Genomic DNA, 25,939 nt, shown 5'->3' with positions numbered 1-25,939 from the left:
AACCGCCGACCCCCTCCTTGTAAGGGAGGTGCTCTCCCAGCTGAGCTAATCACCCCCGCTGTGTGGAGTCGCATTATAGGGAGAGTTGAAAATGAGTCAACGCCTTTTCTAAATAATTTGTTTGTTCGTCGTAAAATTAAACAAAACGATCGCAATGTCATCCGTGGCGCATGATTTATAAACAAAAAGGGGAAAGCGTGACGTTGAAACGGTAACAACATTGAGGAATCAGCCCACGGTGTTAGAATATTCCTCCATAAAATCCAACGAACACTGCCGCGTGTCGGCACCTTTATCAAACGTAAGGCCACTTCATGAAAATCAAAACTCGCTTCGCGCCCAGCCCGACAGGCTATCTGCACGTTGGCGGCGCGCGTACTGCTCTCTATTCCTGGCTTTTTGCACGTAATCACGGCGGTGAGTTTGTGCTGCGTATTGAAGATACCGATCTTGAGCGCTCCACGCCGGAGGCCATTGAAGCCATTATGGATGGTATGAACTGGCTGAGCCTGGAATGGGACGAGGGTCCGTACTTCCAGACCAAGCGTTTTGATCGCTACAACGCCGTTATTGATGAAATGCTGGCAGCGGGCACGGCCTATAAATGCTATTGCTCTAAAGAGCGTCTGGAAGCGCTGCGTGAAGAGCAAATGGCAAAAGGCGAGAAGCCCCGCTACGACGGTCGCTGCCGCCATGGCCACGAACATCATGCTGATGACGAACCTTGCGTCGTCCGTTTTGCCAACCCGGAAGAGGGTTCCGTTGTTTTTGACGACCAGATCCGCGGTCCGATCGAATTCAGCAACCAGGAGCTGGACGATCTGATTATCCGCCGTACCGATGGTTCTCCAACCTACAACTTCTGCGTCGTGGTTGACGACTGGGATATGGAAATCACCCACGTTATTCGCGGCGAAGACCATATCAACAATACCCCGCGCCAGATTAACATCCTGAAAGCGCTGAATGCGCCGGTGCCGGTTTACGCCCACGTCTCGATGATTAACGGCGACGATGGTAAGAAACTGTCCAAGCGCCACGGTGCGGTCAGCGTTATGCAGTATCGCGACGACGGCTATCTGCCGGAAGCGCTGCTGAACTATCTGGTGCGTCTGGGATGGTCCAGCGGCGACCAGGAGATTTTCTCTCGCGAAGAGATGATTAAACTGTTCAGCCTGGGGGCGGTGAGCAAATCGGCGAGCGCGTTCAATACGGAAAAGCTGCAGTGGCTGAACCACCACTATATCAACTCGCTGGCCCCGGAGTACGTGGCAACGCATTTACAGTGGCACATTGAGCAGGAAAATATCGACACCCGTAACGGCCCGCAGCTGGCTGAGCTGGTGAAGCTGCTGGGCGAGCGCTGCAAAACCCTTAAAGAGATGGCGGCGAGCTGCCGCTATTTCTATGAAGATTTTGCCGAGTTTGATGCCGATGCGGCGAAAAAACATCTGCGTCCTGTTGCTCGTCAGCCGCTGGAAGTGGTGCGCGACAAATTAGCCGCCATAAGCGACTGGACGGCGGAAAACGTCCATCATGCGATTCAGGCGACGGCCGATGAGCTGGAAGTGGGGATGGGAAAAGTGGGAATGCCGCTGCGCGTCGCGGTGACCGGTGCGGGTCAGTCTCCGGCGCTTGATGTGACCGTCCATGCGATCGGTAAATCACGTAGCGTAGAACGTATCAACAAGGCGCTGGCCTTTATTGCTGAGCGCGAAAGCCAGCAATCCTGATCCTGATACAGCGATTGTTAAACGGCGGGGATAGCGAACCCCGCCGTTTTTTTTGCCCGTTACTTCGCATCAGTAATGCCAAGTCGGGACAGAAACCCGCTGAGCCCCTCGCGCGCAAGAAAATCCCGCAGGTGCAGCTGCTCAGCTGGGGTCATCAGGTGCATGGTCTCGACAATCTGGCGCCAGACTGTGTCCGCATCGTTCACAAAGTATTTGACGGGCGGTTCCGCCAGCTGGTTATCCATGGTCAGATGCCGCAGCGCCGGGATATTTGCCAGGAAATCGATCACCGACCTGTCGATGACGATAAGACGAGCGCGTCCGCCTTTGACTCCGGGGATCGGTTCCGTCCGCCATTTTTGTTCTCTGGCCCAGCGGTTTATGGTTTGCCGGGCGAGGTTAAGGCACTCGGCGAGCTCCGCTGGGGTCATTTTATCTTTAAGTTTCATCATGCTTTCACCGATCGCGAATACCGAGTCGGTTGAGTAACCCGGTGATCCCTTCACGCAGCAGCAGCGACATCAGCAGCTTTTGCTCTCCCGGCGTCATCTCTTTACACAGGGTAAGCAGCAGAGATTCGAGATCGTTATCCGTTGCGGAATAGGGGACAGGGTTTTCGGCCACGCGCTGCGCGCTGCGAATAAACTCGCGAACCTGCTCATTAACATGTACGAGGCGCGCTTTACCGCCCTGTACGCCGGGGCGCGGGGACGTTTGCCATCCCTCTTTACGTACCCATTTGTTAATCGTTTGCCGACTGAAGCCAGTCAGATGCGCTATTTCTTCAGGTGTCATTCGTTCCTTGAGCATACTATTTCCTGAGTAAATATGTGGGAATTAGTTGCACATGTTATAGCATCCTTTTAAAGGAAAGAGTGACATGTTTAACTTCTGGCTGCGATAAGGCTCGCAATGTCAGCCGTTTGCCTGCTTTTTCAGCGATCAAATAGCCGGGATTGATTTTGCCGTTGACACCTGGCGAAGGAATTCATATTATGCCGCCCGTCAACACGACACGCTTTACGTTACGGGGCTATAGCTCAGCTGGGAGAGCGCTTGCATGGCATGCAAGAGGTCAGCGGTTCGATCCCGCTTAGCTCCACCAACACCTGCACCCATCAGGTTTGGTTCGTAAAGAGGTCCTGTGGGGCTATAGCTCAGCTGGGAGAGCGCTTGCATGGCATGCAAGAGGTCAGCGGTTCGATCCCGCTTAGCTCCACCAAATTCGGAACCCTCGCTACGGCGGGGGTTTTTTGTTTGTCTGGCGGAGGAAATGTAAAGCATTCTCTGAATAAGTCAGCAAACCTCTGCGTTAAGTAATTTCAGATTTTTTCACTATTTAAAATCTTGCCTGCCTTTATTAAGCAACATAATATCTGTTGCCTGAATATATTTATTGCAGCCGGAGTTTTAATTAACAATAATGCTTGATCATCTTAACATTAAGATCAAAAAAACTCTGCTGGCGCTCCTGGTCTGCTTTATCGCAATTCCGCTGTCCCGATTTATTTCCCCACAAACCATTATTGACGGAAATCAAATTTATCTGGCATGGCTACCGCTGAGCTTAATGTATTCCGTACTTTTTATTTTTGGCCGCTACGCCGTTGCGCCATTGATTATCGCGTTTGCGATCACTAATGCCTGGATAATCGATCTGACGCTAACCCAGGCGCTGATCCTGCTATTTTGCCAGCTCTTCTCGGTTTTCCTGTCCTGCGCGATTGTTCGCTTTCAGCTTGGAAGGCGCTGGCGCGCTGGGCTGACGGCAAAACATATGGGCGCGAGGATTTTTTGGAGCGGCTTTTTTGCACCGCTCCTTTTGAAGGTCACCATGTATCTGGCGGGGCGTTTTTTTGCTTTTCCGTTGGCAATATCCAGCTATTTCGGCAGTATGTCGGTTATTTACACTATTATCGATATACAAAGCCTGATTAGCGCCGCATTAATTTTCACAACATTCTTTTATTATCCGTTGCGGATGATTATCAGTCCACGTTATGCACGAGCATTCTGGCGCAATCTTTGCCACTCATGGCGGGCGGGCGAGCAGCGGGTATTTACGTTGTATTGGTTTGTGGCCCTGGCGGCAATATTACTGGTGCTGTGTACGCCTTATGATTCTGTTTTTATTGCCGGTTATTTAGTCCCGCTTATTTTCATTTTATACTTCATTGGTATTAGCCGCCTGGGGCATACGCTGATTCGCATTTCATGGTCCGTTTCAGCCTTTTTACTCGTGGCGTATAACCAGAATTTTTTACACGGCGTACAAACTGAATATTCACTGTCGTTTGTTCTTTCGGTACTCATTTGTTTCACTATCTGCCTGTTTTATATGGCGGATATCTACGCTCGCAGTGAAAGAATGAAGTTCAGATGGCGGGATCAGGCGGAAGAAGATCCGCTAACCGGTTTACCGAATCTGCGCGCGCTGGAGAGTCACCTGCAGCGGAATCCTGCTGTGGCCATCAGCAGCCTGCGCATTCAGAATCTGGACTTCCTGAGCCGCCATTATGGCATGATGATGAGAGTGGAGAGCAAACGGCAGATAGCCCGGAAGCTACAGCCGCTATTAGCTCCCGGCGAGCGAATATTTCAGCTCCCCGGCAGCGAGCTACTGCTGGTACTGAAGGGGCCGGAGCCAGAGGCGCGGTTAAGTCATATTGTTTCCACGCTTAACCATAAAAAATTTAGCTGGAATAACCAGGCGTTAGATCTGGAATTTGGCGCATCGTGGGGCGGCTACCGCGGCATAGAATCTGAGCTTCACCCGATGCTTGGTCAGCTTAGCTGGTTATCGGAGCAGGCCGGCGCGGCGCGGCGCGTATTACCGCTGGACGCGGCGCAAGAGCAGATTTCCGATCAAACGAGCGAACAGGTACGGCTGCTGGCGAAGATTAAGCAGGCGCTTAACGAACGTGGGCTGGTGCTGTACGCCCAGCCTATCCGGGACGCCTCCGGAGAGGGGTATTACGAGATACTGAGTCGTATGCGCTGCGGCAATACCATCATTACGCCCGATCGGTTTATCCCGCTGATTGCGCAGTTTAACCTGAGCCAGCGTTTTGATATGCAGGTGCTGGAAACGCTGTTTAGTTCGCTCAATCACCATCAGGGTCAGCATTTCTCCGTCAACCTTCTGCCCTATACGCTGATGCAAAAGGATAGCGCGGCGCAAATCATCGCGCTGTTTAAACGCTATAACCTGTCGGCGGAGGCGATAACGATTGAAGTTACCGAAGAGCAGGCGTTTTCCGATGTCGAGACCAGCATGCATAACATCCAGCTGCTGCGAGATTTCGGTTGCGGTATAGCGATTGATGACTTTGGTACCGGCTACGCTAACTACGAGCGTCTGAAAAGCCTGCGGGCCGATATCCTGAAAATTGACGGCTGCTTCGTGCGTGATATCGAGACCGATCCGCTGGACGCCATTATGGTCAAATCCATTATTGAAATGGCTAAGGTTAAGAAGATGAAAGTGGTGGCAGAATACGTTGAAACGCCGGAGCAGCGGGAAAAGCTTCTCGAGTTAGGCGTCGATTATCTCCAGGGGTATCTGGTGGGTAAGCCGCTGCCGTTGAGCGAACTGCGGGCATGAAAAAGCCGGGACTTGCCCGGCTTTCGCGATACCGCTGACGAATTACAGTACCAGCGCGGCGATAGACGCAGAGAGCACGCTCACCAGCGTAGAACCGTACACCAGCTTCAGGCCGAAGCGGGAAACCACGTTACCTTGCTCTTCGTTCAGGCCTTTAATCGCGCCGGCGATGATACCGATAGAAGAGAAGTTGGCGAAGGAGACCAGGAAGATAGAGATGATGCCTTCCGCACGCGGAGAGAGCGTGGCGGCAACTTTCTGCAGATCCATCATGGCGACGAATTCGTTAGAAACCAGCTTGGTGGCCATAATACTTCCTACCTGCAGCGCTTCACCTGCCGGTACGCCCATCACCCACGCAACCGGATAAAAGATATAGCCGAGGATCCCCTGGAAGGAGATGCTATAGCCGAACCAGCCGGTGACGGTGGCGAACAGGGCGTTCAGCGCGGAAATCAGCGCGATAAAACCAATCAGCATGGCGGCCACGATAATCGCCACTTTAAAGCCTGCCAGGATGTATTCACCCAGCATCTCGAAGAAGCTCTGTCCTTCATGCAGGTTAGACATCTGCAGATTTTCTTCGCTTTCGTCAACGCGATACGGGTTAATCAGCGACAGCACGATAAAGGTGCTGAACATGTTCAGTACCAGCGCCGCAACTACATATTTCGGCTGCAGCATGGTCATGTACGCGCCCACGATAGACATGGATACCGTAGACATCGCGGTCGCCGCCATGGTGTACATGCGGTTGCGGGACATCTTGCCAAGAATATCTTTATAGGCGATGAAGTTTTCGGACTGGCCCAGAATCAGCGAGCTGACAGCGTTAAAGGATTCCAGCTTGCCCATGCCGTTGATTTTGGACAGCACGGTACCAATCGCGCGAATGACGATAGGCAGAATACGAATATGCTGCAAAATACCGATCAGCGCAGAAATAAAGACGATCGGGCACAAAACCTTCAGGAAGAAGAACGCCAGGCCTTTGTCGTTCATGTTGCCGAAGACGAAGTTTGTCCCTTCGTTGGCGAAACCGAGAAGTTTTTCAAACATCTCGGAGAAGCCCTTCACAAAACCCAGACCAATGTCAGAGTTCAGGAAGAACCAGGCCAGCAGCACTTCAATGACAAGCAGCTGAATGACATAACGAATACGAATCTGCTTACGGTTGTGGCTAACCAACAGGGCCAGAATGGCCACCACTACGATCGCGAGAATAAAGTGCAGGACGCGGTCCATATTTGCTCCAAATATGAGGCAGGTTAAATTTCTGTGCACATTCTATGTAACAAGCGCAAAGAAAACGAGAGCCAGCACACACTATTGCAAGGATATGTGACTAATGGCAAAAATAGTGATCAACCATGCATTTTTGTTATGTTACGTAAAGGTTTTAAAAGTTGCTCGGTTGTACTATTCTGGTGATTAATTAAAAGCGTTTATCAGTTCCCCGGTTTTCCGTTGCCAACCCGCTATCGTTCTCTCCTATCACAGCAATCATTATCATCGCTCCAAATGAACTTGATAATCATTCGCATTTTGATAGCATAAAACATAGCAAAGGCTATATTTCCAGAGGCAGAAAATGACCAACAGTCGCGTTGAGAATAGCAGCGGTCGCGCAGCGCGCAAGATTAAGCTCGCCCTGATGGGGCCGGCGTTCATTGCTGCCATTGGCTATATCGATCCGGGTAACTTCGCCACCAACATTCAGGCCGGCGCCAGCTTTGGCTACCAGCTGCTGTGGGTGGTGGTATGGGCTAACCTGATGGCGATGCTGATTCAGGTGATGTCGGCGAAGCTGGGCATCGCCACCGGTAAAAATCTGGCGGAGCAAATTCGCGACCACTACCCGCGTCCTGTGGTGTGGTTCTACTGGGTGCAGGCCGAAATTATCGCTATGGCGACCGATCTTGCCGAGTTTATTGGCGCGGCTATCGGATTTAAGCTGGTGCTCGGCGTGTCATTGCTTCAGGGCGCTGTATTGACCGGAATTGCGACGTTCCTGATTCTGATGCTGCAGCGTCGCGGTCAAAAGCCGCTGGAAAAAGTGATAGGCGGGCTGCTGCTGTTTGTCGCCGCAGCGTATGTCGTTGAGCTTATCTTCTCCCGGCCCGCGCTGGCACCGCTGGCGAAAGGGATGATCGTGCCTTCACTGCCGACCAGCGAAGCGGTGTTTCTTGCCGCCGGGGTATTGGGGGCGACCATCATGCCGCATGTTATCTACTTACACTCATCGCTCACTCAGCACCTGCACGGGGGGACGCGCAAAGAGCGCTATAACGCCACGCGCTGGGATGTCGCCATCGCCATGACCATCGCGGGTTTTGTTAACCTGGCCATGATGGCGACCGCCGCCGCCGCCTTCCACTTTAACGGCCACACCGGGATTGCCGACCTCGATCAGGCCTATCTGACGCTGGAGCCCTTGCTGAGCCACGCGGCAGCTACCATCTTTGGTCTGAGCCTGATAGCGGCGGGTTTATCCTCCACGGTTGTGGGAACCCTGGCAGGGCAGGTGGTAATGCAGGGCTTTATCCGCTTCCATATCCCGCTGTGGTTTCGCCGGGCGATCACCATGCTGCCGTCGTTTATCGTCATTTTAATGGGGCTGGATCCCACGCGTATTCTGGTGATGAGCCAGGTATTACTGAGTTTTGGTATCGCCCTCGCGCTGGTGCCGCTGCTGATATTCACCAGCGATTCCCGGTTAATGGGCGACCTGGTCAATTCCCGGTGGGTAAAACTGCTGGGGTGGGGGATAGTTGCGGTCGTTGTGCTGCTTAACGGCTGGCTGATTATTGGAACGATATTCAGTTAAGCGTGACGATGAAAAAGGGAGCCGAATGGCTCCCTTTTGCGATTAATGATGCCCGTGGCCATGTCCGCGTCCGCCGCCTGGCCCACGCCCCCAGCCGCCGCGTCGGTCATCGCGATCTTTCCAGCCTTCGCGATAGCCGCGTTCGTAGGCTTTACCTTTATCCCAGCCGCGATGCCAGCCGTTGTCGTGACGACGCCAGCGGTTATCGCGCCACTCATAGTGTCGACGCCAGTAATCACGGTCGCGCCAGCCGCCACCGTCCCAGTAGTTACCGTAATTGTCGCGATCGCCAATTTGTAATTTTATTGATGGCAACAGGGTGATTTCACCAGCGTTAGCGACCAATGGCGCTGAAGCCAGAAGCACTGCAGCCAAAATCAGTGACCTGAACATACTCTTCTCCTTCACGATCGGGGCCGTTGTCGGCCTGTTAACCTGATATTACGGGGCGGTAAAGCCCCGCCGCATCGGAGGAACTCCTAAATCGCAAGTGAGAGCACTTTTTGCTAAAGTAACAATGAATTTACACCGCAAGGATCGCGTCAATGGTGGCCCGTTCTTCGGCGCTGAAATGGCGGTTTCCCAGCATGCCAACCGCATCGTCGAGCTGCGAAGTTTTACTGGCGCCAATCAGTACCGACGTCACTTTCTCATCGCGCAGTACCCAGGCCAGCGCCATCTGTGAGAGCTTTTGCCCGCGGGATTCGGCCAGCGTATTCAACTGACTAATCTTTTCCAGCTTGCTTTCAGTAAGCTGCTCCGGTTGCAGGAACCGGCTGCCGCTGGCGGCGCGGGAGTCCGCCGGGATACCGTGCAGGTAACGGTTGGTGAGCTGGCCGCCCGCAAGCGGTGAAAACGCTATACTTCCCACCCCCGCGCTCTGTAGGAAATCGAGTAATCCCTCCTCGACCCAGCGTTCAAACATCGAATATTTGGGCTGATGAATCAGACACGGCGTGCCGAGATCGTTAAGGATATTGACGGCTTCCCGGGCCTGTTCGAGCGGATAATTCGATAATCCGACGTAGAGCGCTTTCCCCTGGCGGACGATGTGGTCCAGCGCGCCCATGGTTTCCCGCAGCGGCGTTTCGGGATCGGGGCGGTGATGGTAGAAGATGTCGACATAGTCGAGACCCATTCGCTTAAGGCTCTGGTCGAGGCTGGCAATCAGGTACTTGCGCGATCCCCAGTCGCCATAGGGGCCGTCCCACATGGTGTAACCGGCTTTACTGGAGATAATCAGTTCATCGCGATAGGGCAAAAAACCCTCTTTCAGGATGCGGCCAAAATGACTCTCCGCCGAACCCGGCGGTGGCCCATAGTTGTTGGCTAAATCAAAATGAGTCATGCCGAGATCGAATGCGTGACGCAGAAGCTGGCGGCTGGTTTCCACCCGCGTTTCGTCGCCAAAATTGTGCCAAAGCCCAAGAGAAATCGCCGGTAGCTTTAGTCCGCTATGACCGCAGCGGCGGTACTCCATCGTTTGATATCGCGTGGCGTTTGCCTGGTAAACCATACTTCCTCCGCAGATAAAACAGGGTTGTGTATACGTTTACACTAAAGAATGTTTGCCGCGGAGTACACACCCTGAAGGCGTAAATTTTGCTTTCCACCGCCATTGTTGAGCGCAATCTGGACAGCGCACCTGCTTATTCAATACTCAACTTACCTGCACGAGAGGAGAGTAAGGATATGCAACCGACTTATACCATTGGCGATTATCTGCTGGATCGTCTCGTAGATTGCGGCATAGACCGCTTGTTTGGCGTACCGGGTGATTACAATTTACAGTTTCTCGACAGCGTTATCGCGCAGCAGAGCTTAGGGTGGGTAGGCTGTGCTAACGAGCTAAACGCCGCCTATGCCGCCGATGGCTATGCGCGCATTAAGGGCGCGGGCGCGCTGTTGACCACCTATGGCGTCGGTGAACTGAGCGCGCTCAACGGCGTTGCCGGGAGCTACGCTGAGCATGTACCGGTCCTGCATATCGTCGGCGCTCCCTGTACCGGCGCACAGCAGCGCGGCGAGCTGCTGCACCATACGCTTGGCGACGGTGATTTCAGCCACTTTTCGCGTATGAGTGAACATATTACCTGCTCTCAGGCGGTGCTGGCGGCGGGAAATGCCTGTCATGAAATAGACCGGGTACTGAGTGAAATGCTGACCCAGCATCGCCCCGGTTATCTCATGCTGCCGGCCGATGTGGCCAAAGCAAAGGCCACCCCGCCAGCTCACCGCTTGCTTATTCACACGCTGCCCGCCGACGAGAACCAGCTGGCCGGGTTCCGCGAGCATGCCGAGCGGATGCTCAGAAGCAGCCGTCGCGTATCGCTGCTGGCGGATTTCCTCGCCCAGCGCTATGGACTACAAAACGCTCTGCGAGAGTGGGTGGCGAAGGTGCCGGTTGCTTACGCCACGATGCTGATGGGCAAAGGGCTTTTTGATGAGCAGCAGCCTGGGTTCGTCGGGACTTATAGCGGGATAGCCAGCGCAGAGGATACCCGCGATGCCATTGAAAGCGCGGATACCATTATCTGCGTCGGCACGCGTTTTACCGATACCATTACCGCCGGTTTCACCCAACACCTTCCGCAGGAAAAAACAATAGAGGTCCAGCCCTTCGCCGTTCGGGTTGGCGATCGCTGGTTTAGCCGGGTACCGATGGAAAAGGCGCTGGATGTCTTGATCGAACTCTCTGCCAGCCTGGCGGCAGAATGGCATGCGCCAAATGTTCAGGCGCCGGGCGTCAGCGGCGCGCCAGAGGGGAGCCTGACGCAGAAAAACTTCTGGAGTACGGTGCAGAAACAGCTGCGCCCGGGAGATATTATCCTTGCCGATCAGGGGACGGCCGCTTTTGGCGCCGCCGCGCTTAAGCTGCCCGCTGACGCAACGCTGATTGTCCAGCCGCTATGGGGATCGATAGGCTTTACCCTTCCGGCAGCCTACGGGGCGCAAATCGCGGCAGCGGACAGAAGGGTGGTGCTGATTGTTGGCGATGGCGCTGCGCAGTTAACTATTCAGGAGCTGGGGTCGATGCTCAGAGATAAGCAGCGCCCGCTGATCCTGTTGCTCAATAACGAAGGCTATACGGTCGAGCGCGCGATTCACGGCCCCGAGCAGCGCTATAACGATATTGCGCTCTGGGACTGGAATCGCCTGCCTGACGCTTTTGCGCCGGATGTCCCTTCCCGATGCTGGCGAGTGACGCGCACCCACGAACTGCAGGAAGCGATGAATAGCAGCGTCGCCTCAGACAGGCTGACGCTGGTGGAGGTGATGCTGCCAAAAATGGATATTCCCGACTTTCTGCGCACGGTCACTCAGGCGCTGGAAGAGAGAAACAGCCGGGTTTAATCTCCACGCTTCCTGGCAATCATCAAGGGTTTACCGGCCAGCAGCAGCCAGGCCGGAAGCATGACGATACACAGCAGCGGAAGCAGCGTGGAATCGGGCACCACGACCGCTGCCATAAACAGGCTCAACCAGCCATCACGCGTCACTACCAGCGTCAGTCCGAGGATGGCGCAGGAAACGGTGATGGCTGCCGGCACGGCATCCACGTGCGCGTGAAGCATCAGGCCTAGCGCGACGCCGACGAACACCGCCGGAAAAATTCGACCGCCGCGAAAACCACAGGCGGCCGCCAGTACCAGCGCCGCCAGCTTCACCAAAGCAATAAGCATGTAATCGCTGGCGGTTAAGGTCTGGCTGAAGGCTAATTGCTGCATTTCATCCAGGCCTTTAAACAGCGTGATATGCCCGCCGACGACGCCCAGGATCCCCAATAAAAATCCGCCAATACCGAGGGTTAAGATCGGATTTTTCAGCCGCTGCATCAGCGCGTATAGGCGCGGTAGGCACCAAACGCCAACCATGCCGACGGCAATAGCAATCAGCGTCACGATAGCCCCGCTAAAGATATCGACAAGCTGCCACCGCTCGTAGTGCGCAATAGGTAACGAAAAGTTAGGATGGAAAAACAGCCCGGTGGTCAGAGAGCCCGCCGCCGCGGCAAGTAAGGGAGCGAAGAGTCGGTCCCAAAGCGGGACATCGTTACTGCTGTTCAGCGTTTGCGAAAAGATCAGCGCCGCGGCAACAGGCGTGCCAAATAGCGCCCCGATAGTGCCGGAGGACGCCAGGATCGTCCAGTCCAGCGCGCTGACTCGCGGGAAAAGGCGGGAGCCAAGCGCCACCGTGAGGGCGATATTAATCACCATGATAGGATGCTCCGGCCCGAGGCTAACGCCGCCCGCCAGGCCGACGATCAGCGCAGCGAGCAGGCCGGGCAGAGCGCCGGGACTCACCGGTGCGCCAATGAGTGACTCGGTGGCCGGATCGGGTCCGGCGTGACCAGGACTAAAACGTACGACCAGGCCCACGGCGATGCCGGTGCCGGTGAGGATAGCTATCGTCCAGAAAGGGCCGCTGGCGTTCATACCCAGCAATCCTGGCAGGCTACTCCAGAGAATATTCTGCAGCATGGCTGCCGTTTTCATCGCCACAATCAAGACCAGGCTGGCAGCAATACCAATCACGATTGCGGGTATCGATAACAACAGCATCGTTCTGGCGCGCGGGTGCAGCATGAAAATATCCTTCTGAAGGTTTCGACGCACTACTTTGCCCGGGGGCGTTAAGGTCGTTGGCGCAAATGGTGCTGAAACGATAAAGTAAAGAGCTGGCCTGACAATCGGCCGCACAATAATTTCATAAATTACAGCCTAACTGTGACGTAGGTCGCTAAACAAAGGGCGCTTATGCGTTGGTCGTTGTTGTTAGGACGTCATGAATTTAGAGTGTGCCAAAGAATCATTTTGACTTTAGCGGAGCCGTAACGGAATGACAAAATTTGCTTTAGTAGGGGACGTTGGCGGAACGAATGCTCGTCTGGCGTTATGCGATCTGGCAAGCGGGGAGATCTCCCGTGCTAAGACCTATTCCGGGCTCGATTATCCCAGTCTTGAAGCCGTTGTTCAGGTCTATCTGGAAGAGCATAACGTCCAGGTAGAAGACGGCTGTATTGCCATCGCCTGTCCGATTACCGGTGACTGGGTGGCGATGACCAACCACACCTGGGCATTTTCTATCGCTGAGATGAAAAAGAACCTGGGTTTCTCGCATCTGGAAATCATTAACGATTTTACCGCAGTATCGATGGCGATCCCCATGCTAAAAGCTGAACATCTGATTCAGTTTGGCGGCGCGGAACCGGTGGAAGGCAAGCCGATTGCCGTCTACGGCGCCGGTACCGGGCTGGGCGTTGCTCATCTGGTACACGTTGATAAGCGCTGGGTGAGCCTGCCGGGTGAGGGCGGCCATGTGGATTTCGCCCCCAATAGCGAAGAGGAAGGCATTATTCTCGAAGAGCTGCGCAGCGAGCTGGGGCACGTCTCCGCTGAACGCGTCTTATCTGGGCCGGGGTTGGTTAATCTTTACCATGCGATCGTGAAGTCTGACGGGCGTCTACCGGAAAATCTGCAGCCTAAAGATGTGACCGAACGCGCGCTGGCCGATACCTGCATCGATTGCCGCCGCGCGCTGTCGCTGTTTTGCGTCATTATGGGCCGATTTGGCGGTAACCTGGCGCTGACCCTCGGCACCTTTGGCGGCGTGTATATTGCTGGCGGTATCGTGCCGCGCTTCCTTGAATTCTTCAAAGCCTCCGGCTTTCGCGGCGGTTTTGAAGATAAAGGCCGATTTAAAGCCTTCGTCCAGGATATTCCGGTCTATCTGATTGTCCACGACAATCCGGGACTGCTGGGCTCCGGCGCGCACCTGCGTCAGACTCTGGGACAGATTCTGTAAGCCCCGTCTCTTACCCGAATAAAATGATTATTCGGGTAAATCCTCTACAGATGCATGAGCTGGCGAAACTCTTTCACCTTGCTGCGGCTTACCGGAACCTGAAACTCAAGGTCGCGTAGCCGCAGAATATAGGTGTTGTTGAACCAGGGTTCGATTTCGCGAATTTTGTTCAGGTTGACGCAGTACGAGCGGTGACAGCGGAAAAAGTGCGCCGGCGGTAGCTTGTTGCAGAACTCCGTGATATTCATCGGCATCACGAAGGACTCCTTGCGGGTATAAACGAACGTCATCTTTTCATGCGCTTCCGCGTAGTAAATATCGTGGATGCTGGTGACGATAATCCGTTCATCTTTAACCAGATTAATCGTGTCGTTTTCCCTGGCTGGATTGGCCGCTGCCCCGCTACCGGCGCTGACCTGCTGCTGTTGCTGCCAGGCGCCGGTCAGCTTTTGCAGCATGTTGATAATGCGCGATTCCTGGTAGGGCTTGAGAATATAATCAAACGCCTCCAGCTCAAAGGCTTCCACCGCATGCTCTTTCCACGCGGTAATAAAAACGATAAAGGGCTTATGCGCGAACTGGCTGATGTTTTGCGCCAGCAGTACGCCATCCAGAGATGGAATATTGATATCGAGAAAAATGGCGTCGACTTTGTTGTGCTGTAAAAACTTCAGCACATCCAGACCGTCGTCAAAGGTGCCGACAATCTCCATTTCGCTATGGGTGTTAATCAACCAGGTGAGCTCTTGCTGCGCGAGGAACTCATCCTCCACAATGATGACCTTCATTTTATCTCCGCTCATGACAGCAGCGACTCCGTAGCCACCTGGGGCGCGTGTTGGGTTGGCACATAGAAGGCAATTTCGGTCCCCGGCGTCAGGCGTCGGATATGCAGTCCTTCCCCGTACAGTAGCTTGACCCGGTGATGAACATTGAGTAAACCGATTTTATTTCCCGGCATTTCGTCAGCCTCTACCCTCGCTACTACCGCAGGGTCGATACCGTTCCCCGTATCGCGAACGCTAATTCGTACCCGATTCCCGCACTCATTGATGCTAATGGTCACCACGCCTTTTCCTTTGCAGGGCTGAATCCCGTGGACGATAGCATTCTCCACCAGCGGCTGAATTAGCAGGCTGGGGATCATAAAGCTGACTTCATCATCAATATCATAAATCACCGTCAGCTTGTCGCCGAAGCGAGCCTGTTCAATCGCGATGTAATCCTTGATTTGATACAGCTCCCTTTTGATATCTATCTGTTCATCATCTTTTAATTCAATGTTGTAGCGTAAATAGCGCGACAAATTAAAAATTAACTGACGCGCGGTGTCCGGATTCATGCGAATCGACGATGAAATGGCGTTCAGCGCATTAAATAAGAAATGGGGATTGATTTTGCTTTGCAGCGCCCGCAGCTCGGCTTTATTGGCCATTTCACGCAGCTGTTCAGCGCGGGAAACCTCCAGCTGCGTAGAGATGATTTGCGACAGGCCTACCGCCATTTCCTGCAATGAGGAGGTGATGCGGTGTGCGTGGCAGTAATAGATTTTTAGCGTACCGGTGACGACGCCTTTTTCCCACAGCGGAATGACCAGCATAGAGTGTATTTCCGGCGTGCGATGAGCTTCATCATTGTTTTTAATAATGATTTTCCCATAGCGGATCGCCTGTTGCGTCGTTGGGCTGATAAAGTCATCGTTATCGCGGTAGTTGATTTCCCCGACGCCGACGTAGGCCATCACGTGCTGGGTATTGGTAATCGCGACGGCATCGGCACTGATATCGCGGCGGATAATGTCGCATACCTGACGCAGGGACTCGCTGTTGACGTGGCGAAATAGCGGGAGAGTTTTGTTGGCGATGTCGAGCGCCAGTTTTGCCTGACGGGCGGCGCTGGCTTCCTTTTCCCCCTCAACGCTCTGCACCAGCAAAACGATAAAGCCGATACATACGCTGCCAAGGATCATCGGAATACCAATCTTAGACACGATGTCTATCCCCAGCGCGAATGAAGGCGCCCACACGATCACGAGAATCATGGTTAAGGTTTCGCATAGCATCCCGGCGAGGATCCCCGCTTTCCAGCGCTGGGCTTTCGGCACTTTACGACCAATAAAACCAGAGAGCAGACCGGCGACAATGCTGGTAATAAAGCAGGGGACGGCGGTGACGCCATCAATATCAATCAGGTAGCGATGTACGCCGGCGATCGCGCCGACAATAGCCCCAACCCACGGGCCGAACAGGATCCCGCCGGACATGACCGCGATAATACGCACGTTGACCAGCGATCCCTCGACCGGTACGCCTGACCAGGTGCTAAAGAGGGCAAAGAGAGAGAAGATCGCGGTAACGGCCAGCAATTCTTTAGGGGTGTGCGCGGATTTATGCAGAAGTTCACGAAACAGGCGCAGGCGAATGAGGAAAAAGAGACAAATCAGCATTAATGCCGCGCGGTCAAAAACCGCCAGCAGCATAGTAAATATTTCGTGCATGTGTGCGCCGTGTTAATCGCGAGAAAGCAACATGATAGAAAACCTCGCGGCAGAAGGCCAGCTGAAGGCATGAATAGGGAAAAGTCTTACAAATAAAAGGGGATTAATAACAAACACCCGCGATTCAATAGCGTCTACGGATGAGCAAGCATTTAAGTAAAATTAAAGATATCAGCATGTTAATTTTGATGTAGTAGGCGAGGAGGGGAAAGAACGTTGCTGCCGTATTTAGTCGTACTGATGCCCGTTTTTATCGCCAGAAATTATTTTTCTCTGCCCCTCTCGACAGCAGGAAAATTTTCGGGTTATTTTCTAAACGTGCTGCACAGGCAGCAGCGTCGCTCGGACGGTCCGGGCGCTAACGTTAATCCGAGGAATCTATGGCTGAATTCAGTCCTGAACGCCGTTTTACGCGTATCGATCGTCTCCCCCCTTACGTTTTTAATATCACTGCTGAACTAAAAATGGCTGCGCGACGCCGCGGCGAAGATATTATTGATTTCAGCATGGGTAACCCCGATGGCGCCACCCCGCCGCATATCGTTGAGAAACTCTGCACCGTTGCCCAGCGTCCCGATACCCACGGCTATTCTACTTCCCGCGGCATTCCGCGCCTGCGCCGGGCGATTTCTCGCTGGTATCAAGAGCGCTATAACGTTGAGATCGATCCGGAATCAGAAGCGATAGTCACCATTGGTTCAAAAGAGGGGCTCGCGCATCTGATGCTGGCGACGCTTGACCATGGCGATACCGTACTGGTGCCAAATCCCAGCTATCCCATCCATATTTACGGTGCGGTGATTGCCGGAGCCCAGGTACGTTCGGTACCTCTGGTCGAAGGCGTGGATTTCTTCAACGAGCTTGAGCGCGCGATTCGTGAGAGTTACCCGAAGCCGAAAATGATGATCCTCGGTTTCCCCTCCAACCCGACCGCACAGTGCGTCGAACTGGAGTTCTTTGAGAAAGTCGTGGCGCTGGCGAAGCGTTATGACGTGCTGGTGGTGCACGATCTGGCCTATGCCGATATTGTTTACGATGGCTGGAAAGCGCCCTCTATCATGCAGGTCCCCGGCGCGCGCGATGTCGCCGTCGAATTCTTTACGCTCTCTAAAAGCTATAATATGGCGGGCTGGCGTATCGGCTTTATGGTCGGTAACAAAACGTTGGTTAATGCGCTGGCGCGCATTAAAAGCTATCACGATTACGGCACTTTCACCCCTCTACAGGTTGCGGCGATTGCCGCGCTTGAAGGCGATCAGCAGTGCGTTCGCGACATTGCCGAGCAGTATAAACGTCGTCGCGATGTGCTGGTGAAAGGGTTGCATGAGGCCGGATGGATGGTGGAATGTCCGAAGGCGTCAATGTATGTCTGGGCGAAGATCCCAGAGCAGTATGCGGCGATGGGCTCACTGGAGTTTGCTAAAAAGCTGCTGCAGGATGCAAAAGTCTGCGTTTCTCCGGGCATTGGCTTTGGAGACTATGGCGATACCCATGTACGCTTCGCGTTAATTGAGAACCGCGATCGTATCCGCCAGGCGGTGCGCGGCATAAAATCGATGTTCCGTGCCGACGGGCTGCTTCCCGCGTCGGCTAAGTTAACCAGCGAAAGCCACGAATAAAAAAAGGAGCCGAGAGGCTCCTTTTTTTAACACCGTTAAAGCTAGATCATCAGGGCGAAAGTACCGGCCCAAACGATGACCATAAAAGAAATGCCCATTAAGAAATATTTCACGACTCATCACTCCGCGCTCTCGGCGAGACGCCTTAAATGAATTTGCTCTTCATTGCCTGCTCAGCTATCGCTCACGAAAACGACGCTTTATCAGCGGGCGGTAGCTGTAAATTCTGAGCGTAAACGGCTCCAGATGGCGCTAATGTACGCCTAAAAAATGAGGGAAACAAGAGCCATTTTTTTATTAATTTTTAGTTACTTACGAGTGTCGTGATTCGGCGACACATTAATTTCATTCGGTATTAAATTTCATTCTGGCGACGGTCATTAACAACAGTTTTTGTACTGATATAGTTGTTTGATTTTGTGCTTTTTTCTGCCTGAATGCGGGAGGAGTTAACTATCCCGCATGAGGAGATAACGGGTTTAGCGAGCGGCTGAATCCTGATGTTGCCACTCTTGCGGGTAGCGTGCGGGAGCGAAACGCAGCGTTATGGCCATTAAGGCCAGGACGCAGGCGTCGTGAAGCATCCAGTCGAGCTGGTAATTGCCGCTTAAACTCCGCAGCAGTCCCGACAGCAAGGGGGAAAGCCCGGCGACAATAAAGCCCACTCCCTGCATAAACGCGACCAGTCGGCCCGCAATGGCGGGGTGCCTGGCGTGATCGAGCGCCAGGACCAGACACAGCGGAAATGCGCCGCCAAGCCCAATACCGCAGCAGATGGCCCAGACAAGCGGTACCTGCTGCGGTAGCCAGATAAAACCGCAGAAGCCGACAAGCTGTAAGGCCAATGCCAGCATCAGAAGCGTCCGTCGATCCTCATGTCTGGCCAGGATGGGCAGCAGGAGCGCTCCGCCGGTCTGGCCGATGGTCATTAACGCCAGCAGGGTACCGCTGAACTGCGCGCTGTAGCCCGACTGCATATAGTAAGGCGGCAGCCAGGCAATCAGGCTGGCATAGCCGCCGTTGATCAAACCAAAATAGAGGCTAAGCGTCCACGCGCGACGATGGCGAAAAAGCGTGACCCGGGTTGTTGATGGCGTCCGGGCGGGTAACGTTCGGCTTAGCGGCCACCAGCAGAGGAGCGCGGCGGCGGCGGGTAACGCCCACCACGCAAGCGCGTGATACCAGATAGCGCTATGCTGCGCCAGCCACGGCGTGAATGCGGCGCCCAGGCCGCCGCCGCCCATCAGCGCCGCGGACCAGAGCCCCATCACCTGCGGCGTCTGACGATGAAAAAGACGCTTTATCACCGCGGGAATGAGCGCCTGAATAATACCAATGCCGATTCCGCCAAGGAGCGCGCTGCTGAGTAATAGCGCGCTCTGCGGCGCCAGTTCGCGAAGTAAAGCCCCGGCGACGATCGTTAACAGGCTGAGGGAGATACTTTGGCGCTCGCTGAAATGACGGTTAATCCAGCCGCCGGCTAGCGCCAGCAGACCCATGGCGATCACCGGTAGCGCGGTGAGCAGAGAGGCAAGCGTGAAGCTCATGCCGCTTGCCTGCTGGATCTGCGGAAGGAGCGGTCCAACGGAGGTCAGCAGCGGACGCATATTGATACCGATAAGCACCAGCACCAGCACCAGCAGCATCGTGCCATTACGTTGCGTCAGGTTCATCGTTGAGTAGCCGGCGTTTGTTTCGCTGTGGGGAAGGTATTGAGGCAACTCATGCCGATCTCCTGTGGCGTTTGGTAAAGAATCGCGAGCAGAGTACGTAACTTATTTCATAAGTTAAAATACTTAATTATGATTGAATTCATTTGAATTTCTTATGGATGAATTCATGCTGCCGCGACACCTCAACTACTTTATTGCCGTTGCTGAACACGGCGGCTTTACGCGAGCGGCAGCCATCCTGCATGTTTCACAGCCGGCTTTGTCGCAGCAGATTCGACAGCTGGAAGAGACGCTGGGAGTACGGCTTTTTGATCGCAGCGGGCGCAACACTTGCCTGACGGACGCCGGCAAGGTCTGGTTAATTTATGCGTGCCGGGCTTTACGGGAACTGGCCGAGGGGCAGCGCGCGCTCCATGACGTTGAAGATTTGCAGCGCGGTACCCTACGTGTAGCGATGATGCCAACCTTTACCCATTATTTTATGGGGCCGCTGGTGGCTTCGTTTTATCAACGTTACCCGAATATAACGCTGGATATACAAGAGCTGGCGCAGAATCGAATGGAGACTCTGCTGCTCAATGATGAGCTGGATATCGGGATCGCTTTCGACGGTAGCGATTCACGGGATATTGTGTCTCAGCCGCTGCTCTCTGAAACCCTGGCGCTGGTGGTTGGCCGCTCTCATCCTCTGGCGGCGACCCGCCGTGTGGCGCTGACGGCGCTCAATCAGGCGTCACTGATTCTGCTAAGCAGCGCTTTTGCTACTCGCGAGCAAATCGATCGCGACTGCCGACAGCGCGGTATTCAACCGAAAGTGCAGATGGAGGCCAACTCGATTAGCGCAGTGCTGACCGTGGTTGAACGCACGTCGTTGGCAACCTTGCTTCCTGCAGCCATTGTTCAGGGGCGTGACGATTTAACCGCGATCGAACTCGCGCCATCATTACTGGAAAGAACCGCGTGTTTGATACAGCGAAAGGGGGCCTGGCAAAGCGCCGCGACCCGAGAGTTTATACTAATGGCACATCAGGCTGCGTCAATATTGAGCGCAGGACAGGAATTTAACGAATCGACTGAGAGAGATTTAACGTTACGTTGATTCGCTGTATATAAAGTATTTCATATACATCAGGAGCGTTTATAGAGAACGATTTTATTATGAAGCCAGATTCATCTCTGAATTCATATTGAAATGCATTTCACATTTGCTACTGCATTGCGCGCCCTGTACCTATGGCGTTGTAATGATTCATTCTGATTTAATTAAATTAAAGAAGTATTATTCGAACGTATATTCTGACGCCGGAAGATTAATGCTGCCGTAGCTGGAAACCACGCCTTCAGACCTGAGTTTATCCATAGCTCTATTAAATATTTTACTTTTTTTGTTTTCAGTCGCGTTAAGCATGTTATCGCCAAAATGGGGATTGGATTGAATGATGTGATTGATAAATTCAATGAGCAACTTATTTTGCATAATCGTTGAGGGCGTCGCTATATCTTGCTCCTCAGATAAATGTAAGGTTTTTTCAGAAAGTTCGAGAGGGCGACTGCTGATGGTATGTTCATAAATTTTCTCAATCGCCTGACTCGTGATGTAAAGCTTACTCAGCGTGATGGTTGGCCTCTCATCCTCGTCGGGTATGAAGTGGCAGAAGAGGACATTGGTGGCCGGTGATATGATGCTTATCCTCTGCTCAGTAATAATGTCTTCAGGTGTTTCTAAGATCTCCATCAAATTTCTCGTGTGGCAGTACCATAAGCCAGAGACGGAAACCCGGAGTTTTAGCTGGGTAACAGGTATACCATATTGGGCTTCCTGATTTGCTTCACTATCATTAAATTTAAAAATTTTGTTAATTTTTGAATGCCGTGACCACGATCTTTCGCTTATGCTCAACTCATCAATATTGGGGGCGTTAAGAAAATAGAGATTATTACTGCTCTGGTCATGTTGGAACGCACCTTTTAATGTTCCGTTAGTTTTACCTACTTTTATGCACAGGCTTATCGCGCCAATATCATGCCAATGAAGCAGATCTTCTATTTCACAATTCAATAGTTTTTTAGCGCGAGATATTGAACAGTATTCCAGGGGGGGAAGATTGTTTAGTTTCCATATGTTTCTTTCTTTTCTTTCCATGGTCTATATCATCTTATGAAAAATAGGGGGTTATGGTTTTCTTAAATTGACCTCTATCGACGCTGCGACGATTTAGATTCATACAAAATATTTATCAAAACAGATATTCTATATCAATTGTTGATAGCGGAGTGCTATGTTGAATCCGGTCAGGATATTATCTCTCCTGTATGCTATCAGCTTTCCTGTAATAATTAAATGTATCGCTGCTAAAAAATTAGCATGCTCATTCATCTTGCTGCGGATTGATTGTTTTTGATTATTTTATTGATGAATTAAATTCGCGGTGATTATGTGAATTACTAATAATTCAGGAGGCGGGTAGTGAATTAATAAGCAGGTGATTTATCGAACGCGAAACCTGCTCGAAAAACGTCTGTTAGCCGATGTGACTGTCGATCGGACAGACGAGGGAGCGCCGCCATGGGTCAGGCTTGTATCGTGTAACTGCTTGTTTTGATGCGGGCTCGTGCGAAAAGAATCCTGCTATATCTGCCATAAGCAAAACAGAATCTGCCCTGCGGGATTCACGCTGGCGTACGGTGGGGAGCATATTTTGAAAGTACGGTGGGGTTATACCCCACCGTACTGTTGTTACTTTTTCACTGCGTTTTTGGCCGCAGTTTTTGCGTTGTCGCATGCAGCCTGGTTTTTAGCACAGGCGTCTTTGGCTGCTTTTGCTTCTTTTTGCGCATCCGCTTTCGCCGTGGATTTTGCCTGGGCGCACTGCGTTGCGTTGTTCTGGCAGGCTGACTTAGCCTTTGAAACGACCTGACCATTTGCCGCGCTGGCAGCGCCACAAGCCATAAGCGCACAGATACCCAGTGCCATTGCGAGTTTTTTCATCATATCTATCCGTATAACCTATTTAGGTAAGGCAACAGGCTGTCCGCAAGTCCTGTACAGAACCCGATTCTTGTCGCAGACATCCTGCCGCAATATGAAGCGGATGGCTGAGAAGATAGCCTTTCATCCGCCATAAACCGCCGGACGCGCTGCTTTTAAGCAACGCTGATACTGAAAGAACAGCAGTTCAGCGCATCCGGCAGCGGCAAGAATACGTGACGGTGGGGATTTATCTACCGGCATTGTTTTGCGAATCGTAACGCAAGGAAACAATCAACAATGATAACTACTGTGAATGATAAGGTTTAATTTATTACATTGATTTTAAATGAATTTATATTTATTGATGGGAAGTCAGGCCAGGCAAAAATATGAAAATCGCTGCGCGAGAAAAATATTCCCCCTCGCTGGCAAGCAATGCCGCGACCCGCGTTGATGCAATTCTGACCAATAATTCAGCCCGGCTGTAGGGCGCATCAGCGTCGGCGAAAAAGATATTGCGGAAGGCGCGCGGTTCACTCAATGGGAGCCTTAAGGTGGATTAACTATAATTATCGACAGCACGGATAGTTCAGAGCGTCAGTGTGTCAAAAGCTTACGCTGGGCTTCGTAGCGAAGGCCACTCGTAATAAACGGGTAGCACAAATGGCGGAAGTGCGGAAATGGAGCGCATATGAAGATAAGAGAAGTACTGATGACTATTGCTGTGCTGTATCCGATAGCGGGGTATTCCGCGAGTTTTGATTGTCAGAAAGCGACGCAGGCGGATGAAAAGGCTATCTGCGCTAACCGGAGCCTGAACGATATGGACGTGGTGATGGCGACGAAGTATCAGTTTCTGCGGGGGCTTTTTCCAATGGGGACGCGTGGCGAGATGATGGATGCACAAAAAACATGGCTCCATAGCCGGCAGAAATGCGGCAGCGACAGCCGTTGTTTGACGAAATCATATGAAGACCGCTTACGGCAACTTGATGAGATCTATGCAGGGATCGATAAACCTCTGTGATTCATCTGCTTCGGGGCTGGCGTTGTTCTGCGGTGGTGATGATTAAACGAATGCTGTAAACGGAGGTGAATAATTTAAAAGTGTCCCCTGCAGGAATCGAACCTGCAACTAGCCCTTAGGAGGGGCTCGTTATATCCATTTAACTAAGGGGACGAAGCGCCGGGATTATAGCGTTATTTTCGGCGCTCGTTAAGCTTGTACGGGCCAACTGCTTAATCTATAGCCATTTAGCGCTTTTTTGCCTCCTCGGCTGCATGAGCCTTCTTCTCGTGACTCATGTCATTGCGAATCTGGGCATGGCTTAATAAAGCGAAAATAAAGGTCCCGCCGCATATGTTGCCGGCAAGCGTTGGCAGAGCAAAAGGCCAGATAAATTCCTGCCACGGTAGCGTCCCGTTAAATACCAGGTAGAAAATCTCGACGCTGCCAACCACAATATGCGTGGTGTCCGCGAGGGCGATAAGCCAGGTCATCAGAATGATGACGACAATCTTTGCAGAACCTGCGGCAGGAAACATCCACACCATGGTGGCGACCAGCCAGCCGGAGATAATCGCATTGGCAAACATCTCCAGCGGCGGGTTTTGCATGACCTTCAGGCTAATTTTAAGAAAGGCTTCGCGAGTGGGCTCATCGAACACAGGCATAACATCGAACGCCCAGGCCGCGATAGCGGTCCCGATTAAGTTACCTGCCAGCACAATCCCCCATAAACGTAACAGCAGGCCGATGTTGCCTGGCGTGGGTTTATGCATGATAGGCAGGACGGCGGTGACGGTGTTCTCGGTAAACAGCTGTTGGCGAGCGAGAATGACGATCACAAAACCAAAGGTATAACCAAGATTTTCCAGCAAGAAGCCGCCGGGAAGTTCGTTCAGATGGACATGGAAGATACCTTTGGCGACCAGCGAGGCCCCCATTGAAAGCCCGGCGGCAATCGCTGACCATAATAGCGCCATGGCATCGCGTTCGAGCTCTTTCTCGCCCTCCTGGCGAATCACTTCATGAGTGGCCATCGCCTGTGAAGGCAGGCGTTCTTCATCAACCTCAATTTCTTCACCATTCTGCTTTTCTTCACTCTCTACTTCAACATCCTCATTATCATGGTGAGTTTGCGGTTTCATAACTTTTCCTCAACGGCGGGTCTTTATTATAATCCTAGAGCGGTTTCGGCTGTTCGGGTCGGATAAGCTCCTAAATTCTTCACAATGACAAGATTAGCAATACGGAAATTGCAAAATGTGTATAGAATCGGGACACCAACAATGATGCTAAAAAAGGCTATGCTGAAAGCAGGCACATGCTTACGGGCGATATCTTTATGGAGGCTGCTGTCCCCCGATAACCCCCAGCGATAGCTTAAATTAACAGGGAGACACCTATGAATTTTCGCCTGTCGGCGCTTGCGCTTGGCGCCACATTGCTGGTGGGATGCGCCAGTTCTAGTTCTGGCGATCGGCCGCAGGGGCGTTCAGATCCGCTTGAAGGCTTTAACCGTACCATGTTCAACTTCAACTTCAACGTTGTCGATCCCTATGTCCTTCGCCCCGTCGCGGTGGCGTGGCGTGATTACGTTCCGCAGCCGGCGCGTAACGGGCTGAGTAATTTTACCAGCAACCTCGAAGAGCCGGCGGTAATGGTGAACTCCTTCCTGAAAGGCGATCCCTATAAAGGAATGGTGCATTTTACGCGTTTCTTCCTGAACACCATCCTTGGTATGGGTGGCCTGGTTGATGTGGCCGGGATGGCGAATCCGAAACTACAGCGCGTTGAGCCTGCCCGCTTCGGTAGCACGCTGGGTCACTATGGCGTCGGCTATGGTCCATATGTGCAACTGCCTTTCTACGGCAGCTTCACCCTGCGTGATGAGGGTGGCGATATGGCTGATGACCTGTATCCGGTTCTTTCCTGGCTGACATGGCCGATGTCTATCGGCAAATGGATGGTTGAGGGCGTTGAAACGCGCGCGCAGCTGCTGGATTCAGACGGCTTGCTCCGTCAGTCCTCCGATCCGTATATCTTAATGCGTGAAGCCTACTTCCAGCGTCACGACTTTATCGCCAACGGCGGTAAACTTTCCCCGAATGAAAACCCGAACGCGCAGGCGATTGAGGGCGATCTCAAAGATATCGATTCACAGTAACAGATGGGTAGAAAGTAAAAAGGGTGAACATGATGTTCAC

General features: G+C 52.7%; 22 protein-coding genes and 3 tRNA genes. 11 read left to right on the top strand and 14 right to left on the bottom strand.

What is annotated here, in order from left to right:
• Nucleotides 1-314 precede the first annotated feature (314 nt).
• Nucleotides 315-1,733 carry a glutamate--tRNA ligase gene (gene gltX, locus ABLU87_RS09065; RefSeq protein ID WP_014230306.1) on the top strand — a complete coding sequence of 473 codons (1,419 nt, stop codon included), beginning with the start codon at nt 315-317 and terminating at the stop codon, nt 1,731-1,733.
• A 59-nt stretch (nt 1,734-1,792) separates the two neighbouring features.
• Here the strand turns inward: gltX and ABLU87_RS09060 are convergent, their stop codons facing one another.
• A complete protein-coding gene (locus ABLU87_RS09060; protein WP_048260632.1) occupies nt 1,793-2,185 on the bottom strand; it encodes a YfeC-like transcriptional regulator in 393 nt (130 codons plus the stop codon).
• Nucleotides 2,186-2,189: 4 nt separating this feature from the next.
• A complete protein-coding gene (locus ABLU87_RS09055) occupies nt 2,190-2,543 on the bottom strand; it encodes a YfeC-like transcriptional regulator (RefSeq protein WP_004852968.1) in 354 nt (117 codons plus the stop codon).
• Nucleotides 2,544-2,762: 219 nt separating this feature from the next.
• Here ABLU87_RS09055 and ABLU87_RS09050 point away from each other — a divergent pair.
• The 3 genes from ABLU87_RS09050 (at nt 2,763) to ABLU87_RS09040 (ending at nt 5,337) form a co-directional block, all read left to right on the top strand.
• Nucleotides 2,763-2,838: transfer RNA gene (locus ABLU87_RS09050), tRNA-Ala, on the top strand.
• A gap of 41 nt (nt 2,839-2,879) precedes the next feature.
• A tRNA-Ala gene (locus ABLU87_RS09045) sits at nt 2,880-2,955 on the top strand.
• 201 nt (nt 2,956-3,156) lie between these two features.
• On the top strand, nt 3,157-5,337 hold the full coding sequence (locus tag ABLU87_RS09040; protein WP_122116648.1) for an EAL domain-containing protein: 2,181 nt from the start codon (nt 3,157-3,159) through the stop codon (nt 5,335-5,337).
• A gap of 42 nt (nt 5,338-5,379) precedes the next feature.
• Here ABLU87_RS09040 and ABLU87_RS09035 read toward each other — a convergent pair whose 3' ends face one another.
• On the bottom strand, nt 5,380-6,582 hold the full coding sequence (locus ABLU87_RS09035) for a NupC/NupG family nucleoside CNT transporter (RefSeq protein ID WP_004104312.1): 1,203 nt from the start codon (nt 6,580-6,582) through the stop codon (nt 5,380-5,382).
• Nucleotides 6,583-6,928: 346 nt separating this feature from the next.
• Here ABLU87_RS09035 and ABLU87_RS09030 point away from each other — a divergent pair, with 346 nt between their 5' ends.
• Complete coding sequence (locus ABLU87_RS09030) at nt 6,929-8,164, top strand: Nramp family divalent metal transporter (RefSeq protein WP_004852949.1); 1,236 nt, start codon at nt 6,929-6,931, stop codon at nt 8,162-8,164.
• Between the two features lie 42 nt (nt 8,165-8,206).
• Here ABLU87_RS09030 and ABLU87_RS09025 read toward each other — a convergent pair whose 3' ends face one another.
• Together ABLU87_RS09025 and mgrA are read right to left on the bottom strand one after the other, a co-directional pair.
• Nucleotides 8,207-8,557 (bottom strand): DUF2502 domain-containing protein, encoded by a 351-nt coding sequence (locus tag ABLU87_RS09025; protein ID WP_014230302.1) that lies wholly within the window; start codon nt 8,555-8,557, stop codon nt 8,207-8,209.
• A gap of 130 nt (nt 8,558-8,687) precedes the next feature.
• Entirely contained in the window at nt 8,688-9,680 is a 993-nt protein-coding gene (gene mgrA, locus ABLU87_RS09020; protein WP_196942055.1) for an L-glyceraldehyde 3-phosphate reductase, read from the bottom strand.
• A gap of 176 nt (nt 9,681-9,856) precedes the next feature.
• On the opposite strand from mgrA, the gene ABLU87_RS09015 reads away from it, so the two are divergent.
• Nucleotides 9,857-11,518: a thiamine pyrophosphate-binding protein gene (locus ABLU87_RS09015; protein WP_046877197.1), complete on the top strand. Its 1,662-nt coding sequence runs from the start codon at nt 9,857-9,859 to the stop codon at nt 11,516-11,518.
• Here ABLU87_RS09015 and ABLU87_RS09010 read toward each other — a convergent pair.
• The gene (locus ABLU87_RS09010; protein ID WP_122116649.1) at nt 11,515-12,750 is read right to left on the bottom strand and encodes an ion channel protein; all 1,236 of its coding nucleotides are present in this window, start codon (nt 12,748-12,750) and stop codon (nt 11,515-11,517) included. The two genes, ABLU87_RS09015 and ABLU87_RS09010, sit on opposite strands and share 4 nt — an antisense overlap.
• 253 nt (nt 12,751-13,003) lie before the next feature.
• Here ABLU87_RS09010 and glk point away from each other — a divergent pair, with 253 nt between their 5' ends.
• Entirely contained in the window at nt 13,004-13,969 is a 966-nt protein-coding gene (gene glk, locus ABLU87_RS09005) for a glucokinase (protein WP_004852938.1), read from the top strand.
• 44 nt (nt 13,970-14,013) lie between these two features.
• On the opposite strand, the gene ABLU87_RS09000 is transcribed toward glk, so the two are convergent.
• On the bottom strand, nt 14,014-14,757 hold the full coding sequence (locus ABLU87_RS09000) for a LytTR family DNA-binding domain-containing protein (protein WP_025106647.1): 744 nt from the start codon (nt 14,755-14,757) through the stop codon (nt 14,014-14,016).
• 11 nt (nt 14,758-14,768) lie between these two features.
• Nucleotides 14,769-16,448 (bottom strand): sensor histidine kinase, encoded by a 1,680-nt coding sequence (locus tag ABLU87_RS08995; RefSeq protein ID WP_183129307.1) that lies wholly within the window; start codon nt 16,446-16,448, stop codon nt 14,769-14,771.
• Between the two features lie 398 nt (nt 16,449-16,846).
• Here ABLU87_RS08995 and alaC point away from each other — a divergent pair, with 398 nt between their 5' ends.
• A complete protein-coding gene (alaC, locus tag ABLU87_RS08990) occupies nt 16,847-18,085 on the top strand; it encodes an alanine transaminase (RefSeq protein WP_009654875.1) in 1,239 nt (412 codons plus the stop codon).
• 41 nt (nt 18,086-18,126) lie between these two features.
• Here the strand turns inward: alaC and ypdK are convergent, their stop codons facing one another.
• On the bottom strand, nt 18,127-18,198 hold the full coding sequence (gene ypdK / locus ABLU87_RS08985; RefSeq protein WP_077777854.1) for a membrane protein YpdK: 72 nt from the start codon (nt 18,196-18,198) through the stop codon (nt 18,127-18,129).
• Nucleotides 18,199-18,564: 366 nt separating this feature from the next.
• Nucleotides 18,565-19,758 carry a cyanate transporter gene (locus ABLU87_RS08980; RefSeq protein ID WP_122116650.1) on the bottom strand — a complete coding sequence of 398 codons (1,194 nt, stop codon included), beginning with the start codon at nt 19,756-19,758 and terminating at the stop codon, nt 18,565-18,567.
• 166 nt (nt 19,759-19,924) lie between these two features.
• On the opposite strand from ABLU87_RS08980, the gene cynR reads away from it, so the two are divergent.
• Nucleotides 19,925-20,857, top strand: a complete 933-nt coding sequence (gene cynR, locus ABLU87_RS08975) for a transcriptional regulator CynR (RefSeq protein WP_122116651.1) — start codon at nt 19,925-19,927, stop codon at nt 20,855-20,857.
• Nucleotides 20,858-21,037: 180 nt separating this feature from the next.
• Here cynR and ABLU87_RS08970 read toward each other — a convergent pair whose 3' ends face one another.
• Entirely contained in the window at nt 21,038-21,901 is an 864-nt protein-coding gene (locus ABLU87_RS08970; protein WP_025106650.1) for a hypothetical protein, read from the bottom strand.
• Between the two features lie 594 nt (nt 21,902-22,495).
• Nucleotides 22,496-22,750: a hypothetical protein gene (locus tag ABLU87_RS08965; protein WP_004852922.1), complete on the bottom strand. Its 255-nt coding sequence runs from the start codon at nt 22,748-22,750 to the stop codon at nt 22,496-22,498.
• Nucleotides 22,751-23,420: 670 nt separating this feature from the next.
• Here ABLU87_RS08965 and ABLU87_RS08960 point away from each other — a divergent pair.
• Complete coding sequence (locus ABLU87_RS08960; protein WP_122116652.1) at nt 23,421-23,756, top strand: lysozyme inhibitor LprI family protein; 336 nt, start codon at nt 23,421-23,423, stop codon at nt 23,754-23,756.
• Nucleotides 23,757-23,837: 81 nt separating this feature from the next.
• Here the strand turns inward: ABLU87_RS08960 and ABLU87_RS08955 are convergent.
• Nucleotides 23,838-23,909, bottom strand: a tRNA-Arg gene (locus tag ABLU87_RS08955).
• A 74-nt stretch (nt 23,910-23,983) separates the two neighbouring features.
• Nucleotides 23,984-24,880, bottom strand: a complete 897-nt coding sequence (locus ABLU87_RS08950; RefSeq protein ID WP_122116653.1) for a formate/nitrite transporter family protein — start codon at nt 24,878-24,880, stop codon at nt 23,984-23,986.
• A 257-nt stretch (nt 24,881-25,137) separates the two neighbouring features.
• Between ABLU87_RS08950 and mlaA the strand changes: the two genes are divergently transcribed.
• Nucleotides 25,138-25,899: a phospholipid-binding lipoprotein MlaA gene (gene mlaA, locus ABLU87_RS08945; RefSeq protein WP_014230289.1), complete on the top strand. Its 762-nt coding sequence runs from the start codon at nt 25,138-25,140 to the stop codon at nt 25,897-25,899.
• The last annotated feature ends 40 nt before the right edge of the window (nt 25,900-25,939 follow it).

The sequence above is a fragment of the Klebsiella sp. CB_Kp196 genome (assembly GCF_040061575.1).
Lineage (GTDB): Bacteria > Pseudomonadota > Gammaproteobacteria > Enterobacterales > Enterobacteriaceae > Klebsiella > Klebsiella michiganensis.
Note: the sequence above shows the minus strand (reverse complement) of the source record. Positions and strands in the feature narration are given on the sequence as shown.

What these genes read in the sequence shown, in the direction of transcription:
- gltX (WP_014230306.1), top strand. Translation starts at nt 315, where the DNA reads ATGAAAATCAAAACTCGCTTCGCGCCCAGCCCGACAGGCTATCTGCAC.
- ABLU87_RS09060 (WP_048260632.1), bottom strand. Translation starts at nt 2,185, where the DNA reads ATGATGAAACTTAAAGATAAAATGACCCCAGCGGAGCTCGCCGAGTGC.
- ABLU87_RS09055 (WP_004852968.1), bottom strand. Translation starts at nt 2,543, where the DNA reads ATGCTCAAGGAACGAATGACACCTGAAGAAATAGCGCATCTGACTGGC.
- ABLU87_RS09040 (WP_122116648.1), top strand. Translation starts at nt 3,157, where the DNA reads ATGCTTGATCATCTTAACATTAAGATCAAAAAAACTCTGCTGGCGCTC.
- ABLU87_RS09035 (WP_004104312.1), bottom strand. Translation starts at nt 6,582, where the DNA reads ATGGACCGCGTCCTGCACTTTATTCTCGCGATCGTAGTGGTGGCCATT.
- ABLU87_RS09030 (WP_004852949.1), top strand. Translation starts at nt 6,929, where the DNA reads ATGACCAACAGTCGCGTTGAGAATAGCAGCGGTCGCGCAGCGCGCAAG.
- ABLU87_RS09025 (WP_014230302.1), bottom strand. Translation starts at nt 8,557, where the DNA reads ATGTTCAGGTCACTGATTTTGGCTGCAGTGCTTCTGGCTTCAGCGCCA.
- mgrA (WP_196942055.1), bottom strand. Translation starts at nt 9,680, where the DNA reads ATGGTTTACCAGGCAAACGCCACGCGATATCAAACGATGGAGTACCGC.
- ABLU87_RS09015 (WP_046877197.1), top strand. Translation starts at nt 9,857, where the DNA reads ATGCAACCGACTTATACCATTGGCGATTATCTGCTGGATCGTCTCGTA.
- ABLU87_RS09010 (WP_122116649.1), bottom strand. Translation starts at nt 12,750, where the DNA reads ATGCTGCACCCGCGCGCCAGAACGATGCTGTTGTTATCGATACCCGCA.
- glk (WP_004852938.1), top strand. Translation starts at nt 13,004, where the DNA reads ATGACAAAATTTGCTTTAGTAGGGGACGTTGGCGGAACGAATGCTCGT.
- ABLU87_RS09000 (WP_025106647.1), bottom strand. Translation starts at nt 14,757, where the DNA reads ATGAAGGTCATCATTGTGGAGGATGAGTTCCTCGCGCAGCAAGAGCTC.
- ABLU87_RS08995 (WP_183129307.1), bottom strand. Translation starts at nt 16,448, where the DNA reads ATGCTGCTGGCGGTTTTTGACCGCGCGGCATTAATGCTGATTTGTCTC.
- alaC (WP_009654875.1), top strand. Translation starts at nt 16,847, where the DNA reads ATGGCTGAATTCAGTCCTGAACGCCGTTTTACGCGTATCGATCGTCTC.
- ABLU87_RS08980 (WP_122116650.1), bottom strand. Translation starts at nt 19,758, where the DNA reads ATGAACCTGACGCAACGTAATGGCACGATGCTGCTGGTGCTGGTGCTG.
- cynR (WP_122116651.1), top strand. Translation starts at nt 19,925, where the DNA reads ATGCTGCCGCGACACCTCAACTACTTTATTGCCGTTGCTGAACACGGC.
- ABLU87_RS08970 (WP_025106650.1), bottom strand. Translation starts at nt 21,901, where the DNA reads ATGGAAAGAAAAGAAAGAAACATATGGAAACTAAACAATCTTCCCCCC.
- ABLU87_RS08965 (WP_004852922.1), bottom strand. Translation starts at nt 22,750, where the DNA reads ATGATGAAAAAACTCGCAATGGCACTGGGTATCTGTGCGCTTATGGCT.
- ABLU87_RS08960 (WP_122116652.1), top strand. Translation starts at nt 23,421, where the DNA reads ATGAAGATAAGAGAAGTACTGATGACTATTGCTGTGCTGTATCCGATA.
- ABLU87_RS08950 (WP_122116653.1), bottom strand. Translation starts at nt 24,880, where the DNA reads ATGAAACCGCAAACTCACCATGATAATGAGGATGTTGAAGTAGAGAGT.
- mlaA (WP_014230289.1), top strand. Translation starts at nt 25,138, where the DNA reads ATGAATTTTCGCCTGTCGGCGCTTGCGCTTGGCGCCACATTGCTGGTG.